At 59.8% G+C, this 19,950-nt stretch carries 29 protein-coding genes; 2 read left to right on the forward strand and 27 right to left on the reverse strand.

The window, feature by feature from the left end; all coding sequences use genetic code 11:
* Window positions 1-13 precede the first annotated feature (13 nt).
* The 3 genes from BMW74_RS04555 to BMW74_RS04565 all read right to left on the reverse strand — a co-directional run bounded on the left by BMW74_RS04555 (window position 14) and on the right by BMW74_RS04565 (window position 1,609).
* Window positions 14-625, reverse strand: a complete 612-nt coding sequence (locus tag BMW74_RS04555) for a tail assembly protein (protein ID WP_093414252.1) — start codon at window positions 623-625, stop codon at window positions 14-16.
* A gap of 62 nt (window positions 626-687) precedes the next feature.
* Window positions 688-1,038 (reverse strand): hypothetical protein, encoded by a 351-nt coding sequence (locus BMW74_RS04560; RefSeq protein WP_093414255.1) that lies wholly within the window; start codon window positions 1,036-1,038, stop codon window positions 688-690.
* A gap of 106 nt (window positions 1,039-1,144) precedes the next feature.
* Window positions 1,145-1,609, reverse strand: a complete 465-nt coding sequence (locus BMW74_RS04565) for a hypothetical protein (protein ID WP_139208367.1) — start codon at window positions 1,607-1,609, stop codon at window positions 1,145-1,147.
* A 241-nt stretch (window positions 1,610-1,850) separates the two neighbouring features.
* Between BMW74_RS04565 and BMW74_RS04570 the strand changes: the two genes are divergently transcribed.
* Window positions 1,851-2,072 carry a hypothetical protein gene (locus tag BMW74_RS04570; RefSeq protein WP_093414261.1) on the forward strand — a complete coding sequence of 74 codons (222 nt, stop codon included), beginning with the start codon at window positions 1,851-1,853 and terminating at the stop codon, window positions 2,070-2,072.
* Window positions 2,073-2,100: 28 nt separating this feature from the next.
* Here the strand turns inward: BMW74_RS04570 and BMW74_RS25150 are convergent, their stop codons facing one another.
* The 20 genes from BMW74_RS25150 to BMW74_RS04665 form a co-directional block, all read right to left on the reverse strand.
* Window positions 2,101-2,238: a hypothetical protein gene (locus BMW74_RS25150; protein ID WP_175479148.1), complete on the reverse strand. Its 138-nt coding sequence runs from the start codon at window positions 2,236-2,238 to the stop codon at window positions 2,101-2,103.
* Between the two features lie 25 nt (window positions 2,239-2,263).
* On the reverse strand, window positions 2,264-3,028 hold the full coding sequence (locus BMW74_RS04575; RefSeq protein ID WP_093414264.1) for a C40 family peptidase: 765 nt from the start codon (window positions 3,026-3,028) through the stop codon (window positions 2,264-2,266).
* A 2-nt stretch (window positions 3,029-3,030) separates the two neighbouring features.
* Entirely contained in the window at window positions 3,031-3,744 is a 714-nt protein-coding gene (locus BMW74_RS04580; RefSeq protein ID WP_093414267.1) for a phage minor tail protein L, read from the reverse strand.
* Window positions 3,745-3,755: 11 nt separating this feature from the next.
* Window positions 3,756-4,094 carry a phage tail protein gene (locus BMW74_RS04585; RefSeq protein ID WP_093414270.1) on the reverse strand — a complete coding sequence of 113 codons (339 nt, stop codon included), beginning with the start codon at window positions 4,092-4,094 and terminating at the stop codon, window positions 3,756-3,758.
* Between the two features lie 3 nt (window positions 4,095-4,097).
* Entirely contained in the window at window positions 4,098-7,127 is a 3,030-nt protein-coding gene (locus tag BMW74_RS04590) for a phage tail tape measure protein (protein WP_093414273.1), read from the reverse strand.
* Between the two features lie 27 nt (window positions 7,128-7,154).
* On the reverse strand, window positions 7,155-7,427 hold the full coding sequence (locus BMW74_RS04595) for a DUF1799 domain-containing protein (RefSeq protein ID WP_093414276.1): 273 nt from the start codon (window positions 7,425-7,427) through the stop codon (window positions 7,155-7,157).
* A 47-nt stretch (window positions 7,428-7,474) separates the two neighbouring features.
* Window positions 7,475-7,855, reverse strand: a complete 381-nt coding sequence (locus BMW74_RS04600; RefSeq protein WP_093414278.1) for a phage tail assembly chaperone — start codon at window positions 7,853-7,855, stop codon at window positions 7,475-7,477.
* 3 nt (window positions 7,856-7,858) lie between these two features.
* Window positions 7,859-8,515, reverse strand: coding sequence for a phage tail protein (locus BMW74_RS04605; RefSeq protein WP_093414281.1), 657 nt, complete (start codon window positions 8,513-8,515; stop codon window positions 7,859-7,861).
* A gap of 72 nt (window positions 8,516-8,587) precedes the next feature.
* Window positions 8,588-9,004: a phage tail terminator-like protein gene (locus BMW74_RS04610; RefSeq protein ID WP_093414283.1), complete on the reverse strand. Its 417-nt coding sequence runs from the start codon at window positions 9,002-9,004 to the stop codon at window positions 8,588-8,590.
* Window positions 9,001-9,657 carry a hypothetical protein gene (locus BMW74_RS04615; protein ID WP_093414285.1) on the reverse strand — a complete coding sequence of 219 codons (657 nt, stop codon included), beginning with the start codon at window positions 9,655-9,657 and terminating at the stop codon, window positions 9,001-9,003. The genes BMW74_RS04610 and BMW74_RS04615 overlap by 4 nt, the downstream gene beginning before the upstream one ends.
* On the reverse strand, window positions 9,654-10,025 hold the full coding sequence (locus BMW74_RS04620; protein WP_093414287.1) for a lipocalin/fatty acid-binding family protein: 372 nt from the start codon (window positions 10,023-10,025) through the stop codon (window positions 9,654-9,656). Before BMW74_RS04620 ends, BMW74_RS04615 begins: the two co-directional genes overlap by 4 nt.
* Window positions 10,026-10,041: 16 nt before the next feature.
* Window positions 10,042-10,545, reverse strand: coding sequence for a DnaT-like ssDNA-binding protein (locus BMW74_RS04625; RefSeq protein ID WP_093414289.1), 504 nt, complete (start codon window positions 10,543-10,545; stop codon window positions 10,042-10,044).
* Between the two features lie 60 nt (window positions 10,546-10,605).
* The gene (locus BMW74_RS04630) at window positions 10,606-11,196 is read right to left on the reverse strand and encodes a hypothetical protein (RefSeq protein ID WP_093414291.1); all 591 of its coding nucleotides are present in this window, start codon (window positions 11,194-11,196) and stop codon (window positions 10,606-10,608) included.
* A 46-nt stretch (window positions 11,197-11,242) separates the two neighbouring features.
* A complete protein-coding gene (locus tag BMW74_RS04635; RefSeq protein ID WP_093414294.1) occupies window positions 11,243-12,193 on the reverse strand; it encodes a major capsid protein in 951 nt (316 codons plus the stop codon).
* Window positions 12,194-12,205: 12 nt separating this feature from the next.
* Window positions 12,206-12,934 carry a hypothetical protein gene (locus BMW74_RS04640; RefSeq protein WP_093414296.1) on the reverse strand — a complete coding sequence of 243 codons (729 nt, stop codon included), beginning with the start codon at window positions 12,932-12,934 and terminating at the stop codon, window positions 12,206-12,208.
* An 82-nt stretch (window positions 12,935-13,016) separates the two neighbouring features.
* Complete coding sequence (locus BMW74_RS04645; RefSeq protein ID WP_093414298.1) at window positions 13,017-14,102, reverse strand: minor capsid protein; 1,086 nt, start codon at window positions 14,100-14,102, stop codon at window positions 13,017-13,019.
* Window positions 14,077-15,495 (reverse strand): DUF4055 domain-containing protein, encoded by a 1,419-nt coding sequence (locus BMW74_RS04650; RefSeq protein WP_093414300.1) that lies wholly within the window; start codon window positions 15,493-15,495, stop codon window positions 14,077-14,079. Before BMW74_RS04650 ends, BMW74_RS04645 begins: the two co-directional genes overlap by 26 nt.
* Entirely contained in the window at window positions 15,492-16,793 is a 1,302-nt protein-coding gene (locus tag BMW74_RS04655; RefSeq protein ID WP_093414302.1) for a terminase large subunit domain-containing protein, read from the reverse strand. Before BMW74_RS04655 ends, BMW74_RS04650 begins: the two co-directional genes overlap by 4 nt.
* On the reverse strand, window positions 16,780-17,241 hold the full coding sequence (locus tag BMW74_RS04660; RefSeq protein ID WP_093414304.1) for a DUF2280 domain-containing protein: 462 nt from the start codon (window positions 17,239-17,241) through the stop codon (window positions 16,780-16,782). Before BMW74_RS04660 ends, BMW74_RS04655 begins: the two co-directional genes overlap by 14 nt.
* Before the next feature lie 31 nt (window positions 17,242-17,272).
* A complete protein-coding gene (locus BMW74_RS04665; RefSeq protein ID WP_093414306.1) occupies window positions 17,273-17,896 on the reverse strand; it encodes a putative metallopeptidase in 624 nt (207 codons plus the stop codon).
* A 75-nt stretch (window positions 17,897-17,971) separates the two neighbouring features.
* On the opposite strand from BMW74_RS04665, the gene BMW74_RS04670 reads away from it, so the two are divergent.
* The gene (locus BMW74_RS04670) at window positions 17,972-18,175 is read left to right on the forward strand and encodes a hypothetical protein (RefSeq protein ID WP_093414308.1); all 204 of its coding nucleotides are present in this window, start codon (window positions 17,972-17,974) and stop codon (window positions 18,173-18,175) included.
* Between the two features lie 31 nt (window positions 18,176-18,206).
* On the opposite strand, the gene BMW74_RS04675 is transcribed toward BMW74_RS04670, so the two are convergent.
* The 4 genes from BMW74_RS04675 to BMW74_RS04690 are packed head-to-tail and all read right to left on the reverse strand — an operon-like array spanning window position 18,207 to window position 19,386.
* A complete protein-coding gene (locus BMW74_RS04675) occupies window positions 18,207-18,461 on the reverse strand; it encodes a hypothetical protein (protein WP_093414311.1) in 255 nt (84 codons plus the stop codon).
* Window positions 18,458-18,649, reverse strand: a complete 192-nt coding sequence (locus BMW74_RS04680) for a hypothetical protein (protein WP_093414314.1) — start codon at window positions 18,647-18,649, stop codon at window positions 18,458-18,460. Before BMW74_RS04680 ends, BMW74_RS04675 begins: the two co-directional genes overlap by 4 nt.
* 48 nt (window positions 18,650-18,697) lie before the next feature.
* Window positions 18,698-19,015: a hypothetical protein gene (locus BMW74_RS04685; RefSeq protein ID WP_093414318.1), complete on the reverse strand. Its 318-nt coding sequence runs from the start codon at window positions 19,013-19,015 to the stop codon at window positions 18,698-18,700.
* On the reverse strand, window positions 19,015-19,386 hold the full coding sequence (locus BMW74_RS04690; protein WP_025856073.1) for a chemotaxis protein: 372 nt from the start codon (window positions 19,384-19,386) through the stop codon (window positions 19,015-19,017). The genes BMW74_RS04685 and BMW74_RS04690 overlap by 1 nt, the downstream gene beginning before the upstream one ends.
* Window positions 19,387-19,950: the final 564 nt, after the last annotated feature.

The following is a 19,950-nucleotide window of genomic DNA, read 5'->3' on the forward strand; positions in this document are numbered from 1 at the left end:
TTCGATTGAATGGCTACATCTGGTCTTCGGCGTAGATGGCGGCACTGATGATTGCCCCACCCCAGCGCCGCTTGCCGATGCAAAGCGGAACCGGATTGCCCGAAGCCGTGGTGTTCTTGGCGCTGCCGAAGGCGTAACCAGGGGTGTTCTCGGGGGCTGCGCTGGTCTTGAGGCCTTTAGCTTGGGGGCTGAGCATTTGGATGACGCCGCCCAGCATCATAGAACCACCCATCATGATCAGCGCCGAACCGAATGGCGCGCCTGCACCGAATGTGCCGCCGGTGATTACAAGGCCGACAACAATCAATACTGCGCCGATAATGGTTTGCAGCGCGCCACCGCGCTTGCTTCCGGTAATGATCGGGGCAATACGGATATCCCCCTCACCGGTAAACCCGAGCTCCTTTTCTGCAAGGTTCGTCGCTCCACGGAATACGGCGAACTCAATCCCCCTGGACTTGGCGTTGGACAGGAATCGTTCAAACCCCGGTATTTGCACACACAAAGCCTTGATTGCTTCAGCCGGAGTTTTCACAGCCATACGGAAGGAGCGCCCGAACTGTCGGAGCTGGCCATAAAGTAGGATCGTGGTCATGGGCTGATAATTGATCGCAAGTGCCGCCATGTACTTCTCTCCAGGTAATAAAAAGGCCCGCCGAAGCGAGCCGTGAACAAATTGATGTGCCGCTACAGGCAGCCTTGCAGCGCGGAGAGTCTTTTATTGGCGATCCAGTTACCAACTACCACGTAATACTTCACCTCAGAACCTGAGCCCTTGGGCTGGATATCAACGAAGTACTGAGAGCCCTCGGTGAAAACCGTGTATCCGGCGTCACGCCCTGGCTGAAGCGTTGCCCCGGGCGCGCCGCCGAAGATAGGCTGATTCTGCCATTCGTACTGAACGCATTTAGCCAGTGCAGCATCGGATTTACTCGAGGTCAGCACCTTGTAAGGCCCCTCCTGCCGAGCTTCATTCATGGTTGGAGCCATGCACCCCGCCAGCATCACCCCCAGCAGCGCCGCTATCAAAATTCGCATGTCGTTCCCTCTATGGTTTAGCGGGACTGTAGCACTGAGGGACGGATGCAAAAAGCCGGTCTCTGGACCCGTCCGCGTAGAAGTCACCTTCCGCTGGCCTCAAACACTAACGCTGCTGCAATTGCCCAGAGCTTGCATCCAGGCGCGCCATCAACTCCTCCATTCGGCCCTGCACTACGCCGCGATTGCGAGAGAGCATTTCCAAGCTTGGATCAATGTCTCGCAGATAAAGCCGACACTTTTTTTCGCTCATCTTGTCGACATTTCTATGGATGTCTTCCGCCAATGCTGCCGCGTCGCGGAGACACATCTTCAAATGCTCTCGCTGTCCGAGAAGAAACTCCAACATCACAGCGACCTCTGGCAAGGCAGCTGGAAAGCGCGCTTCAACTTGCTTAATAACTGATTCATTTTCTCGATTCAGCTTGTGCCACTCTGAGCGCGCCTGCTCGGACTTAAGCACGAGGCTCTGACGCAATGCAAAAAGCTCATTGGATTTTGTCCTACCCAGCGCACGCATGGCCACCAACAAGCTCACCAAGGCGAAAAGCAATGTCACTACGTCGACCAAGGAAACCTTCCCTATCTCCATGATTCGAACCCCCTAACTGGAAAATCGAACAAGATACCCGAAACTGCACAAGACTCCGATCTCTACGGCGGTTCAACTAACTGGATGGAATGCCAGTAACGCCCCAGCACCCTCCGTAGTAGCCTCCAGCCTTCACGCAAGGATTTCCCCAGTCCTTTGCCTGCAAGCCCAAGGACTGGGATAGCGCCAATATCGGCGCTTTTATGACCTGGAGGTCAATATGTCACAGCAAGAAATAAGCACTGAGCACGCAGTTGCTCAACTCACCAATTTGGTACTGGCGCTCGCACACACTCAGGCTGCCGCCAATCCCGAGCACGCAATGCAACGAATTGGAGCGGCTGTTTACGCTTCCAGGCAGCAAGGCGTAGGTGATTACTACCCGCTAGAGGTTTTTAAAAAGGTTTTCCCAGGCCAAAACCTTCCAACCGTTGTTGACTGAGATAGCTGCCTGAATCCCTCGAAGGAAACTAACCTTTAAGTTCCAAGTGCTGGATGCTGGCCTGATCAACAGCCTTTTGGCTGATGAAAAAGCTGCCATCCGGCATGATCAACCACATTGGCTTGCCGCTTGAGTCTTTCGCAGCACTGCAGATTGCTTTTTTCATATGTTTCTCCTGCGGCACAGCCGCGTCAATGTGGTTGCTTTGCGTCTTTGTGCCTGAGGATCAGGCGTGCCCGGTCCAGCCATGGCCCACCGAATACGATGATCTCGCTCGGCCGGCCGTACAGGTGGTGCAACAGGAAAGGCCCAGGGCCGAATGTGCTCGACTCCTCACCTGGTAGCGCTGGATCAGCGCCCAAGTAGATCCCAGCATGGTTCGGGTGCACCGTCCGGCCCACGGCCATGACAATCATGTCTCCGCGCTGCGTCTGGTCGACTCGGTAGAACCCAGCAGCCTCGTAGGCCTGCTCGTAAAGACTCGGGCCGTCGGCCTGCTCCCACCAGCCGTCCTCACGTTTGAAGGCTTCGAACTCAAGCCCCCACTCGCGCTTGTACCAGTCAGCGCAGACCTGCCAGCAGTCCCAGGCACCGTGCACGAACGGCCGATTCAGCAGCGGCGTGCTACCAGTCGGGGTGATGCTGCGCAGATCCGCCTCGGGCCAACTCAGGATGTGCCAGGGCAGCCCGGTCGCCTCGCACATGGCCAGGTCGCGCGGTGACGGCCGGCTGGTAGCGTCTGGGTGGGAGTGAACGATGCCGATCACTTCACCTAGGTCTTCCGCCATGGCGTAGTCCTCTGGGTCGATCCGAAACTCTTCGCTTGGCTCCGTCGCGGTGTTGCGGCACGGGAAGTACTTCTGCTTGGCCCCGATGGCCAACAGCAGGCCGCAGCACTCTTTCGGGTACTGGGCAGCCGCATGCGCTTCGATCGCGTTCAGGATGTGTTTGCGCATGGTCAGCTCCGGGCAATCAGGGACACTGCGGGGAATCCCCCATGGTTGAGTTCGTTGTTCTCCCAATCCTTGCTTGGGTCGTCCGTGGGATTGTCGTCGTCATCGAACATCGCACCGCCGGTGTATTGGCAGTTCGGCCCACGGTAGCCGCCGGTCATTGCCCAGTGGCAGAAGGTCGTCATTTGGCGCCCGGGCAAACCGTGGTTGTCGATCTCACCCGGAGAGGAAAGCTCCCACTGCACGACCTCGCCGTCTTCACCGGTCTTCTGGTCGATGTACCAGATCTCCAGCGCCTCCTGGGTGGGGTCGGCCGTGGGATTACCTTCGGGGAAGTTCGCTGCGTCCAGGTACTGGGCCAGCGTCTCGCACACGGTCAGCTTGAACTTCAGTAGGTCGTCGAAGGCCAGGCACAGCGCGGTGATCCGCCCGTTGACGTTGCCAGCAGCGAACGTGGGCCGCGTGGCTGATCCATCACTGCTTGAGCTCAGGCCCTCAAGCTGCACCGGCCAGGCCGCGTACTCGTTGCCCTGCCACCAGATCGACTTGGCCGGCAGATCCTGGCCCGATCCGGCATAAGCCCGAAGCTCATCCGGCGTGTGCGGGATCGCATGACCGTGAAACCGCAGGTAGTCGGCGCCGTACTCGGTGCCGTCAATTTCAAACAGGCGAATTTCGCCGCCGGGCTCCAGCTTCTGGATGTCCGCGATCAGTGCCATGAGGATTGCCTTTAGGGGTGGAAGGTTTGTTCAAACGTTGCGTTGATCGCGTAGACCGAACCGCCTCTGTGCACGGGCTTGTAGCCTTTGCATTTGTAAAGCCCCAACTCGCCCAAGGGCGGCGTCCAGAGGAAGGCCCTTGCCCCCTTGTGGCGATCAAGGAACACCATGATCGCCTGGGTGCGAGCCTTTGCACCGGTGAAGGTGACCGGCCAGGATTGCGACCGGTTGTTGATCCCATCCTCGACCGATTGCGAGTAGCCGTCGCCGAACTGCTGGGTGCGGACGCGCTGGGTAATTTCTCCCTCCGCGCCCTTCTCGGTGGCCCAGGTGAATGTTTCGAGTGCCATGGTTTAGCGTCCTTTGATTGCCGTTGAGATACGGCCGCCCTGCCCCAGGTCCTTCTTCATCAACTGCTGGTACTTCTGCTCGACGAAGTTGGCCAGGTCCTTGCCGAACGCCTCGTAACCCGGCGTATCGGTCGAGGAGGATGCGTTGCCGTCGCCATCGATGCGAACGTCGACGTTGATCTGCGTACCGCCAGACCCGCCGCCCATTGCCATGACGCCCAACTTGCCGCTGGCCGTGCGGGTCAGTGGCATGATTGCCTCTTCGCCCGCCTCGCCCATGACCCCGGTCTTGCCGTTGGCCATGCCGAACACCGTGGGCTTGCTGACGATGGAGTTGGTGAAGGTACCGCCGTCGGCGAACATCTGCACGCCGCCCGACCAAGCGCCACCATTGGCCTGAATGCTGCCCGGAGTGAATCCCGATAGATCGGTGCCGGTGTACCCCGCCTGGGTCGAGCCCCCAGATGAAGCGCCGCCGAAGTACGAGCCCGCGGCCGAGACACCAACCCCAACCAGGGAGCTGAGCAATCCAGATGCTGCCTGCCGCGTAGCGATCCGGGCCATGTCCGCCAGAATCGACTTGGTGAAGTCAGCGAACGACAGCTTGCCGGTCATGGCGAAGTTGACGACTGCGTCTTCCATTGAGCTGAAGGCGTTGCCGAACAGGCTTTTGGTCTGGCCGGCGACGTTCTGCGCCGAATCCAGGTAGTTGTCCCACGCCGAGGTGGCGCCCTTCGTCCAATCACCCTGGGCGTCCTCCACGTCCGCGTAGTTCTGCCGGATCTGGTCGGTAGCGGCCTTGTTCGCATCCGCGAGAGCCTGCGACTTACGCTTGAACTCTTCGTCCGACATATTGCGCGACGGGTCGGAGCGCTGATCCTCCAGCGCCAGCGACTGCTGAGCGAATCGATCTTGCTGGTTGTTCAACTGCCCGCTGAGCGCATTCTGGCGATCGCCCTGCCCAACGCCGAGAACTGCGCGCTGACCAGCCAGCTCCAGGGCCTTCTGTTGCTGGCTCAGAGCCTGGACGTAGGAAGTGATCGCCCGTTCCTGCTTGGCCAGGCGCCCGGTCTCGCTTGTTGCCAGCACTTCAAGCTGACTGTCTGCGTCCTTCTGCGCCTTGACCATGCCTGTGCGTGCGTCAGCGATCTTCTGGTCAAGTTGAATACGCTGGGCAGCCGATGTGCCGGACTTGGCTTTGACGGCCTCCAACGCGGCGATCTCGGCCTCGTATGCTGCCGTCACCTCGTCGCGCTCGTTCCCGATCAGGGCTTCGCGCTTCAGGGCGTAGTCTTCCTGGGAGATCAGGCCGGCTTTCTGCGCTGCGTCCAGTTCCTTCTGGGCGTTTTTGTACTCAGAAAGGATGCTCGACAGGTCGTTTTTTGTAGTATTGAAGCCAGTCAGGTCGACCGACCCGGCAGCAGGCCTGTCGGTGAATTGCTTGCGAGCGGCATCTCGAAGCTGATTAAGCTCAGCTTCGGAATAAGCCTTCCCGCCAGTGCCTCCAGCCGCATTCTTCGCGAGCTTATCGATCTCTTCCAGCCGATCTTTCAGTTTTTTAGCATTGCTCGCGGAGGCGGCGATTTGCGCATTTAATTTCGACTGGGACTCGACAGATAGATCGTTGGCCTTGGCTTGATCTCCCTGCCATTTGGCGATATCGGCTTCCGCTTCCTTTTGGTCCTCGAGCATGTTGAGCCGATTGGTATAAAAATCGATCATCACCTGCTTGTCCTGGAACAAGCCAACGTTTCCAGACTTTGCGTTTTCTAGATCTCGTTGTGCAAAGTAGATATCCATATCCAGATTAGGACGGCCTATATCTTTTAGCCTGTCAGCAGCACGAGCTACCAGGTTATAGCCCTTCTCCCAGTAACTGAGATTCTCCAGAATCTTCGGCGTGCGTTCGTTGATCGCGTCAGCGTATTGCTCGGTCGCCAGCTTCACTGCGCCTGCGTGGTCACCCTGCTGCTCCAGGGCGGCGATCTGCGAGTACACCGAAGCGGTGAGGTAGTGATACTGATCATTGAGCGCCGCCGATGCCTTGACCGGATCGTCGGCCAGCTTGGAGAACTCGGCGACCGTCTCTCCCACAGCCTTTCCGGTCGCTTCCTGCATGGAAACGGCGGCCTGGGTGATATCGGCGAAGCTCTCGCCGGCGATCTTGCCATTGCCGGCCAGCAGCGCCAGCACTTCGGCGGCCTGCCCGGTCGTGCCGACAGTGGCGCTCACCTGGCGGGCCATGTCGCCCAACTGCCCAGCGCTGACACCAGCGTAATTGCCTGTCAGGACCAGCGACTTGTTGTACTTGTCCTGCTCTTCGCTGCCCTTGTAGTAGGCAACTCCGAGAGCCGCAACGGCACCGGTGGCCAGAGCAATCGGCGCGAGCATGGCGAACAAGCCAGCCGCCGAAGCGCCCGCACCAGCCCCAAGTTGCAGGACAGCGCGAACACCACTACCCCAGTCACCAGACGCCATTGCATTGCCAAGCTGCGTGACGTTTTCCTGCGCCTGGCGCGTGCCAAGCCGGAGCTTGTCGAAACCGGTGGCGGTCTTTTCGAGCTTGGCGTAATCCTTGTCGATCTTGCCCAGTGCAGAGTTGTACTGCTCCTGGCTGATGCGTCCGGCGTCGAGGTGTTTGCCCAGTTGCTCTACCTGGGTGTCGAGCTTGGCCACTGCTGCGCGGGCCGGATCGATAGCGCCCAGCAGGCTGTTGAGGGCCTTCTGTTCGTCCAGGGTCGACTTGGCTAGCGCCACTTGCTGCTTGTCGAGTTGCGCGGTGATCTTCGCAAACTCGGCCTCACCATAGGCGCCGGTCTTGGTCAGTTTGGTGAGCGCTTCACGTTGCTTGGTCAGCTCCTGAGTAGTCTTGGCACCGGTGGACAGCGACTTCTCCAGCGCCTGCATCTCGCCCATCAGGCTAGTGGCTGACTGCTCGGCCCGGCCGCCAGCCTTCGCCATCTCATCCAGATTGGTTTTCGCCTGGATTGCATCGGCCGAGTCGATCTTGACGCCGAGTTCTGCAATGTTCATCGACTCACCTTGAATAAGTGCCCGTGGTTACGGGCTGTTTTCCCTTTCCTCCGCCATGACGCGCAGGGCTTCGCCTTCCAGCACCTGAAGGTCAGGGAAGATTTCAGCGAGTTTCTTTTTCTTGATGCCAAGGAACCCGGCCACGTCGCGAATGCAGCCGTAGTCGAGGCCAATTGCGCCGCCGGCGCCTGCTCGCCATTGGGTCGACATCCTGTTAAACAGGAGGAAGGCCGGCCAGTTGCAGGGCCAGACCTCCGTCTGCTCTTCCAGGTCGCCGGGCGCCAAGCCGAACATGCCCATCAGTTCGGCTGGCGCACTGGGGGCGTACAGTGCGCGGGCGGCGTCGATCAGTTTCCCAGGCGGGCCTGGCTGTACGCGCTTTCGTGCGCCTTGACGACGGCCTCGGCCGCGCCTTGGCAGGACTTCACGAACGCGACGATGTTGTCTTCGTTGAATTCATCATCGAAGCCCCAACCAACCACCAGGTCCTTGATCTGCTGCGCCTGCTGCTCGGTATCGGTTGCGACAATCTTCGACCAGGTAGGCTTGTCGCCCAGCGCCGCCCGGGCCTTGTCTCGCTTCTCGCTCCAGTCATCGAACAGCGCGGCGAGCTCCGCGCGATCCCGATACTTGAAGGTGAACTCAACCTTCTCAGGCGCATTGCCCACGATCGGGATCAGCACGCCTGCCTTGAACGTTGGGTTCTGTGCAATCTTGATCTTTGCCATGGGTTACACCACCGCTGTCAGGTAGCGGGTCGGTTCAGCCTGCAGCGCCAGGTTGACGGTGCGGGTCAGCAGGTTGTTGCGGGACACGGCCGGCTGCTTGGAGAACGACGTGTAGGCGCCGTACAGCAGGGTGTCATTGCCCGGCAGGTTCAGGCGTGCGGCCTCGACCTGTTTCCCCGCATCGGCTTTCATCAGCACCTTGTTGAAGTCCTGGGCCGGGTCGTCGGCGAGGGTCAGCACCATACTGGCGGCCGACTTGTCGGTGGGGATCTGCTTGCCCTGGTCGTCTTCGAGGAAAACCACGTCGAGGTAGTTCTGCTCGCCACCGGAGAAGGCCACATCGGAGATTTGCGGGATCTGCACCCAGGTCAGCACCTTGCGCATGGTCCCGGCACCGCCGCCCAGCGGGAATACCTGGGTATCGGTCGTGTCAATGCTTTCCAGGGTAATTGCCGTGGCGGTCGCCGCCTTCACGCGCACGACCTTGCTATCCAGCTTGCTCCAGCCGGAAGTGAGCAGGACGATGTCGCCTGCGGCAAGGGTGCCGCCGACTACAGTGGCTACAGCCTCGGTAGCGTTGGTGATAGTGGCGAAAGCCAGTGCGGCCGCATAGGTTGCAGCGTGCTGGAAGGTGCCGCCGTTTGGAATTTTGTAGCCCATGGGTATTTCCTCTTTGCAGACATGAAAAAACCCGCTCGATGGCGGGTTCGTGGGTTTGCCCAATGGGCGGGATCAGTTGGTGTCGGCTCGGTACAAGAACGAGACCGGGACGGTGTAAGTTGAATCGCCAGTGATGCCTGGGCCAGGGTCCACCGGTGACATGGTGATCACCGTGACCGCGCCTTTCGTATCTCGCGCATACAGAGGGAACAGAGCGGCCAGCTCATCCACAATCGGGTTCGTCTTGGCCTTGCCGGTGCCCGCCGGCGCAATGATGCTGACCTGGAACACGCCGGTGAACAGCCGGTGATCGCCGCCGAGCGTGTTGCTCGCGGTGTCGCCTGGGATCGTGAACGCCCGCAGGTAGGTCTCGCCCGCCGCCGGCGTGTAGGCCGTGTTCTCGAAGACGATCTTCAGCTTCTCCGACCTGGCTGAGTTCCAGGTGATCAGCTTTGCCTCGTAGATCGAGGTGATTATGGCGTGGCTCATACCTGGTTGTTCCTGATGGCCTCCAGCACGATCTGCTGGAAGCGGGCCACGGTTACCCGAACCATACCGCCGGGGGCCTGGGTGGAATGGCCGAACTCCAGCGGGATCGCGTAGGGCAAGTTGTTGACGATGAAAGCCGTTTGCCCGGCCTTGAACTCAATGGCGCCCGCGACAAGCCGCGCAGTCGCCTCAGCCCCTGTTGGGTCCGGATGAATACGGAAGCTGTTGTCGACAGAGCCGATGGAGAAATTCCAGTTCGCCCGAAAGCGACCGCCAACATAGTCCCGGCCAGCCACCAAGCCATTCACGCTGAAGTTCTGGTCGCGCTCGGTCTTCGTTAGCGGTTTGGCATATTTCACGCCGCGCTTGAGGTTGCCCGCCTTCGTGAAGTTCGACTCGTTCAGGTTAATGAGCGTGTTGCGAACTGCGACTTTGAAGTCGTAGTCATCAGCCGCCCGGGCATTGGATTCCCGGTGAGCGACGTTCGCGGCCCATATCTCAGGGTTGCCCACTGGCGACATGCGAATGATGCTACTGCCGATCTCGATAATGATCTCGCGAAGGCTCGCGTCGATTGCTTCACCAGCTTGGGCGGCGAACTCAGCCAGGCTCAGGGCGAAACTGCCGGACTGGCCAGCACCTGCGCGGCTCATGACCGCACCTGCAATTCATACAGGATCGGCGTGCCGGCGGGGTTCACTTCTTTCAGCGGCGGCACGATTGACCAGGTGCGCCCCTGGACGATCACCTTGTCGAGCAGGCCGGGAACCCAGGCCATCCCCTGCGCGGCGATCTTGAGCTTCTTGTCGCCCTGCTTGATCAGGCTGTTGACTTGGAATTCTTGGCCAGTGAAGTCGATGAGGATGCCCTGAGTAGTCTGCTCGACAGTGGCGCCTGGCGCTTCGCCGCCCGTATCAGGGTCGTATTCGCCCGGCTCCGTCTTGCTGATGGTCACGGGCTGGCCGAACTCTGTGATCATCTCCAGAGCCATCACGGCCATTTCGTCGTAGAAGGTGGCCATGGTGGCTCCGTTTCAATTATGCGCGGACGGCGAACAGGCCCCGCTTTTGTAGGTAGTCAGCAAACTGCGTTGCGCTCGGCCGATCAGGCGCCGCCGGCAGCAGCCGGTTGCTGGTAGGCGGGATGACCGCATACTGGCGCGTCACCGCGCCCTCAACACGATCCAGCAATACAGCGCCTTTGCGCTTCTCGACCGGATCGATATCGTCCTGATGAATCTCAGCAGCCAAGGCCATCTGTCCGTATTGAATGCGCGCCGGCAGGTAATTGCTTGGCTTGATCTCCTGATCCAGCAGCACTTCCCGGCGCGGCCAGGACAATGCCTGCTCGCTGCTGGTCTTGCGGCCCTTCCAGGTCTTGCCATCCATCGCCAAGGCGGCCCGGCGCAGCAATGCCTCTTGCGCTGGCACTTCCGCAGGGATGGTCATGCCGAACTTCACGGCGTACATGGCCAAATCCTCGGCGGATGCGTAGCTTTCGGCGTCAGGCTTGCCGGTACCGTCCTCGATGATGAGTGTCATGCGTCAACTCGCTGGAATGGTTTTGAAGATTGGCCGCCGGATCACCGACAGCCAGCAGTATTACTCCTTGGTCAGCTCAGCGACGAGCTTTTCCAGGGATTCTTTCGAGGCGTTGGCGCGGTAAGTCACGCCGGCTGCGTCGAGTTTAGCCTTCAGGACTTCAATCTCGCCGCCGTCTTCAGCCGACTGAGCAGCTGCGATCTTGAGGGCATTGATCTCGATCTGGAGTTTTTCGTTCTCCTGCCCGAGCAGATCGCGCTTCTCGAGCAGCTCGAGCATCTGCAGACGAATACCGTCGATGGCATCAAACAAACGAATTGGCAGCTCACCAGCTTCTGGACGCTCAACCTCGCCAGACTCCAAGCCAACAATCAGCGCGCGGATCGAATCGCTTTCAATCTGCAGTTTACCGATCAGCGCTTCCAGTTCTGCCTTGTTATCGCCAGCACCGATGACCAGCACCTGACGCGAATCCGCTTCTATCGCCACCACTTCGACGCCGACATTCTCATAGGCTTCAACAACCTTCGGCCATTCGCCAACCACGACAACACCCGTCACGCCCGCCTCTGGTCGGTCGAAGTGCTCCGGGTTGCGATAACGCTTATCTGGATCAAAGCCGGAGCTTTGAGTGGAATAGATGAGTTCCATTTGAATCTCCGTAGCGGCCATCGCTGGCCGCCGTCATGGATTAGCGTTAAGGAGTAGTCGTCAGGGTGATCATCACGCCGGCGGTGACCTTGTTGCTGTCCGAGTGCTTGACCCAGTTGGCTGCCGAACCTACAGCGGCCAGAGTTGGGTTCGCGCCACCGACCGCGTCCTTCCAGCTGTAACCCAGCACATCGATGTTGACGGTGCCCTCGGCGCGATAGCCAATACCGAGATTTTCTTCGTCGTCCACGTTGTACGAGCGGAAGCCCGGGGCCTGGGATTCGGTGATCACCACCGCGTTAGGCAGCAGGCCGAAGATCACGTCCGCTGGAGCGGTATCGGTAACCAGTACCGGCTTGCCGAGGGTGCCAGGGAGACCGCCGTAAATAACGACGCCAGCTTCTTCGTAAACTTTGTTGGCGATGGCTTCGTCGACAATGTCGAAGTAGGCCGAAGAGTGCATGACCCACAGAGCAATGCGGCCGAACTTGTCGCCGAACTTGCGCATGCCGCGAGTCAGGGTCTTCTTGCCGTCGGTTTCGATGTTGGCAGTGACCACCATGCTGGCGTTGGAGCTGATAGCGGCACGCAGAGCTGCGGTGGCGTACTGGATGAAGCCTTCCAGGGTTGCGTCAGCTACGTCGGCGCCGATGATCTGGGAGAACTCGTCTACCGGACGACCGCGACGTTTGAACGCTTCTTCGGTGGTCTGGTACGGGCCGTACTTCCACGGAGCCTTGACGCCCACCGCTTCGCCGGCGCCGATCTTCTTCGCAGTTACCTTGCCGACGGAGTTGACGTCGCGGTGCTCAAGCGAGCCGCCGATTTTGTAGAACGAACGCTTGCGGAAGTCGCCTTCGATCAGCTCGTTGTCGAGAACGATCGCCCCGTTGGACGAAGCGTTGAACACATCGAGGTTGTCCTGGACACGCTCCAGGTATGCAGTTTGCGCCTCATCGTTATAGATGATCAGGTCGCTGTTGACGGTTGTTGGCATGAGTGAGTCCCCTTACTTGGGCAATTGCAGGAATGCGGTTTGGCCGTGCTTGCGCTGGTAATCGCGCTTTTGCTCGGAGGTCATTTCGGAGCGTTTGAATGCAGCCTGGCCGCCACCCCCGCCCGGGGCTTGTGTCCCTGAAGCCCTTGGCCACAGGTGAGGTGCGTTTTCGCGCAATGATTCCGCCCATTCGAGAGGAGTCAGTGGGGTTTTGCCGTCTTTGCCGAGGATGGTCTGGCCAGACTCATCGACGGCGACCGCTTCGCCCTCGTCATTCAGTGAGAACACGCCCTTGGCGCGCAGGATGATGTCGTCGGTTGCTTCCGGCAGAGCGCCGGCTTTCAGTGCTGCACCGCGCACCGAGTCGCCCAGGACTTTGCCCTGGAACTTGGCAGCGAAGGCTTCTGCCTTCTCGGCGCGCGTGGTGATGGCCTTCAGTTGCTTGTCGGTATCAGCGCGCAGGCGCTCGGTCCGACGGTTGAAGACTTCGTCCACCTTGCCCTCTGTCAGCAGCTTGGTTTCTTCGTCTTGGCCAGCACGACTCAGCAGGCCTTTGACGGCGTCGATGTCGATGCCTTCAAACTGGGTTTCAAACTGGGTCAGCTTGCCGGTGGTGTCCTTCAGCTTGCCCAGTAGTTCCGAGTTCTTGGTTTTCAAACCAGAAACGGATGCTTCAACGGCAGTCGCGATAGCGGCCTTGATTGCCGGGTTTTCCAGGTCGATTTCGTTTTCTTCTGCCACGTTGATGCACCCCTTGGGTATGTTTCGCCCGCTTTGCAGGCAATAAAAAACCGCCCGCAGGCGGCTGATTGAATGTGCTCGATTAAATGCCGGCGCGCTCGAACGCCAGTGGTTCGAGGCTTTTCATCTGGGCCAGGGTCAGTGGCGCGAAGTTGCGATCAAGCTGCAGCTCGGTGAAGCGCTGGACGGTTAAACCACCCTCCCGGAACAGCTTGGCCCGCATTGGGCCGATTGCCTTGTCCTGAAACGCTGCCGGCTGATCTTTAAGCCAGTGGTAGTAGTCGAGACTGGCGCTGACCTGTTGTCCACCATCTGCCCCCACCGAAGCCCGCGTAGCGCCCTTGGCGAACATCGCGCTGAGCTTGGTCAGCATGATGAACGTGGTTCGGCAATTCGGGTGAAACGGCGGCCTTGGCCCGGAATCTACCGGAAACCGGCGGTTGTCCATCGAGCGGCACTGCTGGCTGGTCTTGCTGTCCAGCGTGGCCACCATCTGGATCTCTTCGACGATATCCGTGTTGGCCTTGGCCACCTCCATGCGAGCCTGGGACGACACATGCTGAATCGCGGTGTGCACGACCGTACTGGCGTTGCGGTTGGTGGTAGCAAGAATCCCGTCCTTGTAGCCGGCCGCTTTGGTGCCGCGAATGTTGCGGATGATCTGGAAGTTCGTCTGACCTTCAAAGAAGCCCTGCCGGATGGTGCCGGTAACGCGTTCACGTTCTGCACCGGTCCACCCCTTGATGAAGGCCTTCAGCAGCTTCCCACCACCAGTACCGCGCACACTGAGCGGATTTGTCAGCACTGCCGTACGGATCGCTGCAGCTGTCGGCGCGACTACATCTAGCGACACACCAACCGGCGCAGACCTGGCAAGACTGGTTGCCTCAAACTCTGCCTCGTAGTTGGCGATGTCCACCAGGTCGAGGTTCAGTTGCGCGCTGTATCGGTCGAAAATGCCCAGCAGCAGGCTATCCACTTCCTTCAGCAGCGCTTCGAGGCGCTTTACGTTGTACTCGGTCAGGTCCGACTGGGTGAGCCTGTCGCGGATCGAGCGGTCAATCTCCTTGAGGAAGGGGGCGAACTTGCCAACCTCCCCAGCCTTCAGCTTTTCAAGGAAGACCGCGTGCCGGATCGTGGCGTCAAGGATTGCTTGGTTTACCGCCATTTGGTGTTACCTCGTCATCCAGGCCCAGGCCATCACCCTGCTCTTGCAGCTCACCATCGATCTGAAGGTCAGTGCGCTCTGGCGCGATCAGGCCCAGCTTGCGCAGGTAGGCCCGAAGATCCGCTTTCGCGAAGCCGCCGTTCTGCCACAAGCCAACCAAGGCCGTGATCATCTGCGGATCAGCCGTCAGCTCGACGAACTCCTGATTCACCTGGTAGGCGACTTTCTTGTCGGCGATACCCATGTAGGCGCAGCACCACATAAGCGCCCGCGTGTAGGCCTCGCTGACGTTGGCAACGCAACCGGCCAGAACCGAAGTGGATGCCGACTGATCGCTGCGGGACTCGGTGGCGGTCTTGGTCGCAAGCGACGCCACCACCATCCTCGCGCCCAACTCGATCATCATCTGGTTCTTGTCACCCATAGCCTCTTTGACCAGGGTGTTCGGTAGTGGCTGCGCATAGGCGAAGGCACCGCCGGCAGGAAGCAGCATTGGCGCCCGGGAACCGACGTAAATACCGTTTTTCTCCATGTGGTCACGCCATTGCTCATCAAGTCCAGAGATCCACGGCTGAGCCTGCCCACACCAGAAAACGCTATCTTCGTAGTCGGCACTGTTCCGGTAATGGCCCAGGTTGATCATGGCGATGTCGTACAGCGGCGACTCATCAATGCTTGGGTCGTTGTTCTGCGCGCCGACGAAGGTGAACGGAATCTCTTTGAGGCGTCCAGTGACACCTTCAGGCTTGAATTCGTCGGTGACCGCCAGCGGCCCACCACCCTTCGGCCCTGACCGGCGCCAGACCCGGCACACAAAGCCATCATCTTCCAGCGCCAGCTCCCGATACTGCTCAACTGTCTTGAACCCGAAGCCCTCCGGAATCTCGGGCGACTCGCGCAACACCACCAGCGTCAGCACGCTGTGCCCGTTCACCATCCCGGTGCGCCAGTTGATGATGTCTTCAGCGCAGTAGGACAGGATCACTGCGTGCCCGCCGATGCCGTCGTCTTGGTGATAGTCGACGTACAGGCCATGCCGACCAGCCTCAAGCACCTTTTCCAGCGTGCCTTGGGAGTGCTGATAGATGCTCACCCCGGAGCCGTTCGCGTTGTCCTGCAAGTATTCCAGCTTCGTCGGTACAGTCAGCGTCGGATCTTTGTGGAAGGCCAGCCCGAGCAGACCGTTTCGGGTGTGCCCGGTAGCGTTTTTGAACACTGCGCGCTCGCGGTAAGCCCGGTTCCGATCTTCGTTCTCCGGCGACTTGTCGTGCGAGTTGATGTACGGCAACCGGGGCACCACTCGGTGCTGGCCGGCGCAGACGTCGCGAACGGTCGCCCAGCGGTCCAGCACTGCCGTGTATTCCGCCCGCTTGAAGGAGACGTCGTTGCTCATCGGGCGTATCCCATTTTGATAGCGGTGACCGGTTTGATGATCGGGTACTCGCGGTGAATGAAGTAGCCGCCGGCGTCGTTCGCGTGATCGATGCCGGCGGTTTTATCTGGCTCCCCGTTCGCACCCCACACCTGCTGCTCCAGGCCGTCGGCGTAGGTTGGGCAGGTAAATGGGTTGATCAGGTAGCGGCGCTCGCCCTGCGCGTTGCAGAAGGCGGCGTTCATTGCGTTGATTCGATCCTTCACCGGCGGGTTTGCCGCTGGAGCGATGACCGCGAAGCCGGCCTGCTTGAGCATGGCCAGGTCGGTGATGCTGGCGTTCACGGACTTGCGCGAATCACCCGATGCATCCGGGTAGATCCTGATCTCGCAGGTCTTCTTGAAGTCGTTGCCGTCGTGCTGCCAGTAGCGCTCTTTGATCCGGCGGATCATGTCGGGCGTGTCGTAGCCGTCGATCAGCTCATCCACCGCCCTGGGCAGTCCCTGGTCGCGCTTGACGTGGGTGATCGCCGCCATCTTGCCAACGTTGAAGTCCATCCCGATGAACAGGGGCTCGCCAGGCTGCACGGTGTCGAAGCATCCGTTGAGCTTGCGGTCGTAGGCCGTGTAGATCGTGCCGGACGTCAGGTTGACGAACTGGCCCTTGAGGTACGCCATGATCAGCTGTGGCGGGTACGACTCCATCAGGGAAGCGATGTAGTCATCCGGAAGGTTCAGCTCGTTGTCGAACGTGCTGGCCTGCACCAAGCCATACATCTCATTGAGTGACGGCTTGTCGCGTAACTGCTTCACGAACTGCAGGAAAACGAACTTGAAGCCTTCCGGCGTCGTGGTGACGTCCACCCCGTTCTTCAGCCCAGGCAGGTTGTAGCGCATCCGAGCAATGATCTTGCGCCAGGCTTGCTGCGCCTTGATGGCGGTCAGCACGTCCAGCTCATCCACTAGGGCATGGCCGATCTTGAAACCGACAATCGTCTGCGGCTTCTCCATCGACCGGCAAATCACAGTACCGCGGTACTGCCGGCCGCTGTAGATATGAACCTCATGGTTCGCCTGGTTGATCTTGGTCTTCAGCCCCCAGTCGTAGGCCACCTCATCCATGGTCGGATAGAAGATGTCCCGGATCTGCGGGTAAGTCGGTGCGAAGTAGCCAGCGTTGACGCCGGGCCACTCCATGAAGTGCTTGCTCAGCGCCGAGCATCCAACCCAGGTCTTGCCTGAGCCGAACCCGGCAACGAAAGCGCGGAATTTGTGGGGCAGCGTGAGGAACTGAGCCTGCGGAACGTTAAGGCTCGGCATTCGGCTTCCTCGCATCCACCACGTCGACCTGGATACGGGTCGGGATCACTGGTTCGTCGCCAGTCTCTTCCTTCCGCGCCCGGTTGACGTAGATGTCACCGGTTTCCTTCGCAGCCTGCTCGAGGATCTGCATGGCCAGGCCAATGTTCTTCATCGTCTCGGCCTTCTCCACAAAGCGGTTCATGGCGCGGAGGCGGAAGGCGCGGTTGGCGATCGGGATGTCAGCTGTCTCTTCGCGGAATCGCTTTCGGGTGTCTTCGAACATCGTCACCCAGCGCTTTGCCAGGCCTTTACCCGATGTCTTCGTTGGGTCGTGTGTTTCCACCTGCTGGCGGGTTACAACAACGCCATGTTCTTTCTGGACAGCTTCAACGACCTGTGAGGGCGTGTCGAAGCACGCCAGGGCCTGAACGATAAAGGCCTTCACGTCGTTTTGAAGGGCTGCCATAGATTCTCATCCGTCCAGAGCCTGTCCAGAATCAGGCCGACTTGAGCAGACAGGTTCCGCAGGCCCTCGATATGTTCAATTTCCCCACCTCAGCAGGACTGTTTGCAGCGTCCACCAACACTTGAACGTCGGGGCTTGCGCCATAGCGGCGGACCACACCGACGAACTCTTCGACGTCGTGGCCCTGGAGCTTGATCTTCGGTGCGCCGTCTTGGGTGAATGCTGGTTGACCGTACTTGTCGGTCGCGTGAGCCAGGTGATAAAGCTCGTGTTCAATGAGTGCGCAGAAGTCGATGTCGCTGCAGTGGGCGCAGTAGTCAGCAGCCAGCGTGATGATAAAGTCCGGCACGTCGCCGAACCAATCACGCATCTGCTGCTCCATCCGGGCTTTCTGCCAACCACCGGCGCGGAACGCTACCTGCTCGACCTGGCCCAAGACTGTCCTTCCCTGTTTGGCGAAGCTCGACGACGCCCACATGATCCGGATGTCTGCATCCAGAAGGTGGGCATGGTCTTCGTTGTGAATGCTGCCGGTGTCGGCGAGGATCTCGGCTTGGAGCCATTCCCACACTTCAGGTGCTGGCGTCAGGCGAACGCCGAAGTCAGAAAGCTCGGACAACTCAAGTAACGATTTTGGCGGGAGAGGCCTTTGCATGTGCAGCCCTCCAACTTGAAATAGTGGCGCGTTGCCGGTATTGGTGAGGATCAACTCATCCGCAAGGAAAGCAACATGGCCTCAGTTATCGAAAGCACGTTGTCAGCAGGTAAGTACATCGACACCCAGGCTGTCTCCAGGCCTCACGCCGTAGCCGCAGCTTTGGAAATCATTGCCGGCCTTGCAGCGAGCGGAGGGTCCGGCGTCAATCTTGGGTATGAATTCGAGCAACTCTCAAGCTACGCCGACAAGATCCAAGAAGCTCTGAAAGTGAAGTGATCCACCCGTGCCGCACTCACCTGCGGCACACCTACCCTTCCGCGCTATCCAGCAGCACATCAATCAGCTTCTGCTCGCCCAGGCGCATCGCACCTAGGCATTGCAGGTCATCGCATTTGGGGCCGAGGCCGAACACGGTGACCTCTCCCTTCGCGCCGATCAGGGTCAAGGCGCCCACGGTGCATTCAGGATGCTCACCGGCATCGAGGTCATCGGCGATCTTGCGCAGGGTCTTGGCAGCATCGCGCCAGTCTTCCCGCTTGAACTCCAGAACCTTGACGGTCATTCGGTCACCATTTGGTGTGTCTGTGCGTGTGCATGGCCGTGAAGCAGGCTCACGATCAGGCCTTGAGGAAGGCCGGCAGCCTTGGCAACGTCCACGGCTTCGGCAATGGCCTTGTCGAGAGCGCTCACTGCCGTGTTGATGTCAGGGCTCATTGGCAGCACGTGCCGCAGGCGCGTGACGTTGCTCATCCGAAAACCTCGCGCCACGATTTGGCGCATTCGAAAACGTGGCGCGGATTACTGCGATACCCGGTTGAGGGCTTCGTCCGCTTTGTCGGCAGCCTGGGCAGCAGTGGTCGCAGCCTTCGTGGCTTTGTCGGCAGCGGTACCCGTTTGGCGAGTCAATTCTTCCAAGCGCTTGTCCCGCTCAGTCATGGCGGTGTCGTAAGCCTTTCGGATGTCGGTCACCTGGCTACTCTGTTTCTCGGCGAGCGACCAGTAGGCGGCCTGGTAGCCGAGAACGGCACCGCCACCCACCAGCACGACGGCAATGGCCCAGACCTCGGTCCGGCGCCACCACCGGCGTGCGATAAATTCCAATGCGCATCTGTCCATCAGGCGATTCCTCCCAGCTTGGTGCGCAGGCGAGTAATCTCGTCGCTCTGCTGCGTCACGCGGTCAGTGAGTTGAGCGACCTGGCTGGTCAGGGCCTCGATCTTGCCTTCCATGCGCCCAACGGCGGCGGCCAGATCATTCCGCTCTTTCGCGAACTGATCAGCGCGGGCCTCGGCTTCTTTGCGGGCGGCGCGCTCCTGGTTCAGCAGTTCGTTCAGCCGCTTCAGCGTGCCGATATCGGCGCTATCCATTGCGCGGTCGGTCGCATCCTTGGACAGGAAACGGCGCAGCCAAAGCAGGCCGCCCAGTACAACGGTGGCGCTACCGCCCAGCCAGGTAGCTGTGCCTGGGCCGAGGTCAGTAGGATCCATCGTCACTCCATGAAGAAAATGGCCTTCGCCAGCAATAGGTCAGCCCCGGCGGCACTCCCTGCTCAGTGCGAAGGGTGTGGTGGGGCCGAAAACGAAAAGGCCTCGATCAATGTCGAGGCCCTGAATAGGTGCGCGGTCTTTCCCGCCGTCTGCCGAAGGCCTTCCCAGCGTCGACGCCCCATTGCATCGATCTCGCTGATCCAGTCTCGCGCCACCCTGCAAGCATGTGAGGTCAGGGTGCGCGGGCTGCCGGTGTTTTCTCGTAGCGCTGCACTACCGGCTAACAGCGGCCAGGCCTTCCGTGAGGCTGTCCTGGCTACAGTAAATTTCAGGCAATAAAAACCCGACGCAGTGGCCGGGCTCTGTTTCATTCGGATTCGCTGTTGCGTGCGATTTTTTCCTGCAGGGTGAGCTCGCCGAGCTTTCTCGGATTGCCGCACATCCAGCAGGAGCAGATTTTGCCGTGATTCGCAAAAACCCCAGCGCTCCTCTCGCTGGTTGACCAGCACGCGTGAGCGCGCTGCTTCGCGTAAAAGCGGGTCTTTATGCGGCGTGTATCGTGTC

The organism is Pseudomonas sp. ok272, assembly GCF_900109995.1.
Lineage (GTDB): Bacteria > Pseudomonadota > Gammaproteobacteria > Pseudomonadales > Pseudomonadaceae > Aquipseudomonas.

Coding starts and splice junctions, on each gene's coding strand:
- BMW74_RS04555 (WP_093414252.1), bottom strand. CDS start 625: ATGGCGGCACTTGCGATCAATTATCAGCCCATGACCACGATCCTACTT.
- BMW74_RS04560 (WP_093414255.1), bottom strand. CDS start 1,038: ATGCGAATTTTGATAGCGGCGCTGCTGGGGGTGATGCTGGCGGGGTGC.
- BMW74_RS04570 (WP_093414261.1), top strand. CDS start 1,851: ATGTCACAGCAAGAAATAAGCACTGAGCACGCAGTTGCTCAACTCACC.
- BMW74_RS25150 (WP_175479148.1), bottom strand. CDS start 2,238: ATGAAAAAAGCAATCTGCAGTGCTGCGAAAGACTCAAGCGGCAAGCCA.
- BMW74_RS04575 (WP_093414264.1), bottom strand. CDS start 3,028: ATGCGCAAACACATCCTGAACGCGATCGAAGCGCATGCGGCTGCCCAG.
- BMW74_RS04580 (WP_093414267.1), bottom strand. CDS start 3,744: ATGGCACTGATCGCGGACATCCAGAAGCTGGAGCCCGGCGGCGAAATT.
- BMW74_RS04585 (WP_093414270.1), bottom strand. CDS start 4,094: ATGGCACTCGAAACATTCACCTGGGCCACCGAGAAGGGCGCGGAGGGA.
- BMW74_RS04590 (WP_093414273.1), bottom strand. CDS start 7,127: ATGAACATTGCAGAACTCGGCGTCAAGATCGACTCGGCCGATGCAATC.
- BMW74_RS04595 (WP_093414276.1), bottom strand. CDS start 7,427: ATGGGCATGTTCGGCTTGGCGCCCGGCGACCTGGAAGAGCAGACGGAG.
- BMW74_RS04600 (WP_093414278.1), bottom strand. CDS start 7,855: ATGGCAAAGATCAAGATTGCACAGAACCCAACGTTCAAGGCAGGCGTG.
- BMW74_RS04605 (WP_093414281.1), bottom strand. CDS start 8,515: ATGGGCTACAAAATTCCAAACGGCGGCACCTTCCAGCACGCTGCAACC.
- BMW74_RS04610 (WP_093414283.1), bottom strand. CDS start 9,004: ATGAGCCACGCCATAATCACCTCGATCTACGAGGCAAAGCTGATCACC.
- BMW74_RS04615 (WP_093414285.1), bottom strand. CDS start 9,657: ATGAGCCGCGCAGGTGCTGGCCAGTCCGGCAGTTTCGCCCTGAGCCTG.
- BMW74_RS04620 (WP_093414287.1), bottom strand. CDS start 10,025: ATGGCCACCTTCTACGACGAAATGGCCGTGATGGCTCTGGAGATGATC.
- BMW74_RS04625 (WP_093414289.1), bottom strand. CDS start 10,545: ATGACACTCATCATCGAGGACGGTACCGGCAAGCCTGACGCCGAAAGC.
- BMW74_RS04630 (WP_093414291.1), bottom strand. CDS start 11,196: ATGGAACTCATCTATTCCACTCAAAGCTCCGGCTTTGATCCAGATAAG.
- BMW74_RS04635 (WP_093414294.1), bottom strand. CDS start 12,193: ATGCCAACAACCGTCAACAGCGACCTGATCATCTATAACGATGAGGCG.
- BMW74_RS04645 (WP_093414298.1), bottom strand. CDS start 14,102: ATGGCGGTAAACCAAGCAATCCTTGACGCCACGATCCGGCACGCGGTC.
- BMW74_RS04650 (WP_093414300.1), bottom strand. CDS start 15,495: ATGAGCAACGACGTCTCCTTCAAGCGGGCGGAATACACGGCAGTGCTG.
- BMW74_RS04655 (WP_093414302.1), bottom strand. CDS start 16,793: ATGCCGAGCCTTAACGTTCCGCAGGCTCAGTTCCTCACGCTGCCCCAC.
- BMW74_RS04660 (WP_093414304.1), bottom strand. CDS start 17,241: ATGGCAGCCCTTCAAAACGACGTGAAGGCCTTTATCGTTCAGGCCCTG.
- BMW74_RS04665 (WP_093414306.1), bottom strand. CDS start 17,896: ATGCAAAGGCCTCTCCCGCCAAAATCGTTACTTGAGTTGTCCGAGCTT.
- BMW74_RS04670 (WP_093414308.1), top strand. CDS start 17,972: ATGGCCTCAGTTATCGAAAGCACGTTGTCAGCAGGTAAGTACATCGAC.
- BMW74_RS04675 (WP_093414311.1), bottom strand. CDS start 18,461: ATGACCGTCAAGGTTCTGGAGTTCAAGCGGGAAGACTGGCGCGATGCT.
- BMW74_RS04680 (WP_093414314.1), bottom strand. CDS start 18,649: ATGAGCAACGTCACGCGCCTGCGGCACGTGCTGCCAATGAGCCCTGAC.
- BMW74_RS04685 (WP_093414318.1), bottom strand. CDS start 19,015: ATGGACAGATGCGCATTGGAATTTATCGCACGCCGGTGGTGGCGCCGG.
- BMW74_RS04690 (WP_025856073.1), bottom strand. CDS start 19,386: ATGGATCCTACTGACCTCGGCCCAGGCACAGCTACCTGGCTGGGCGGT.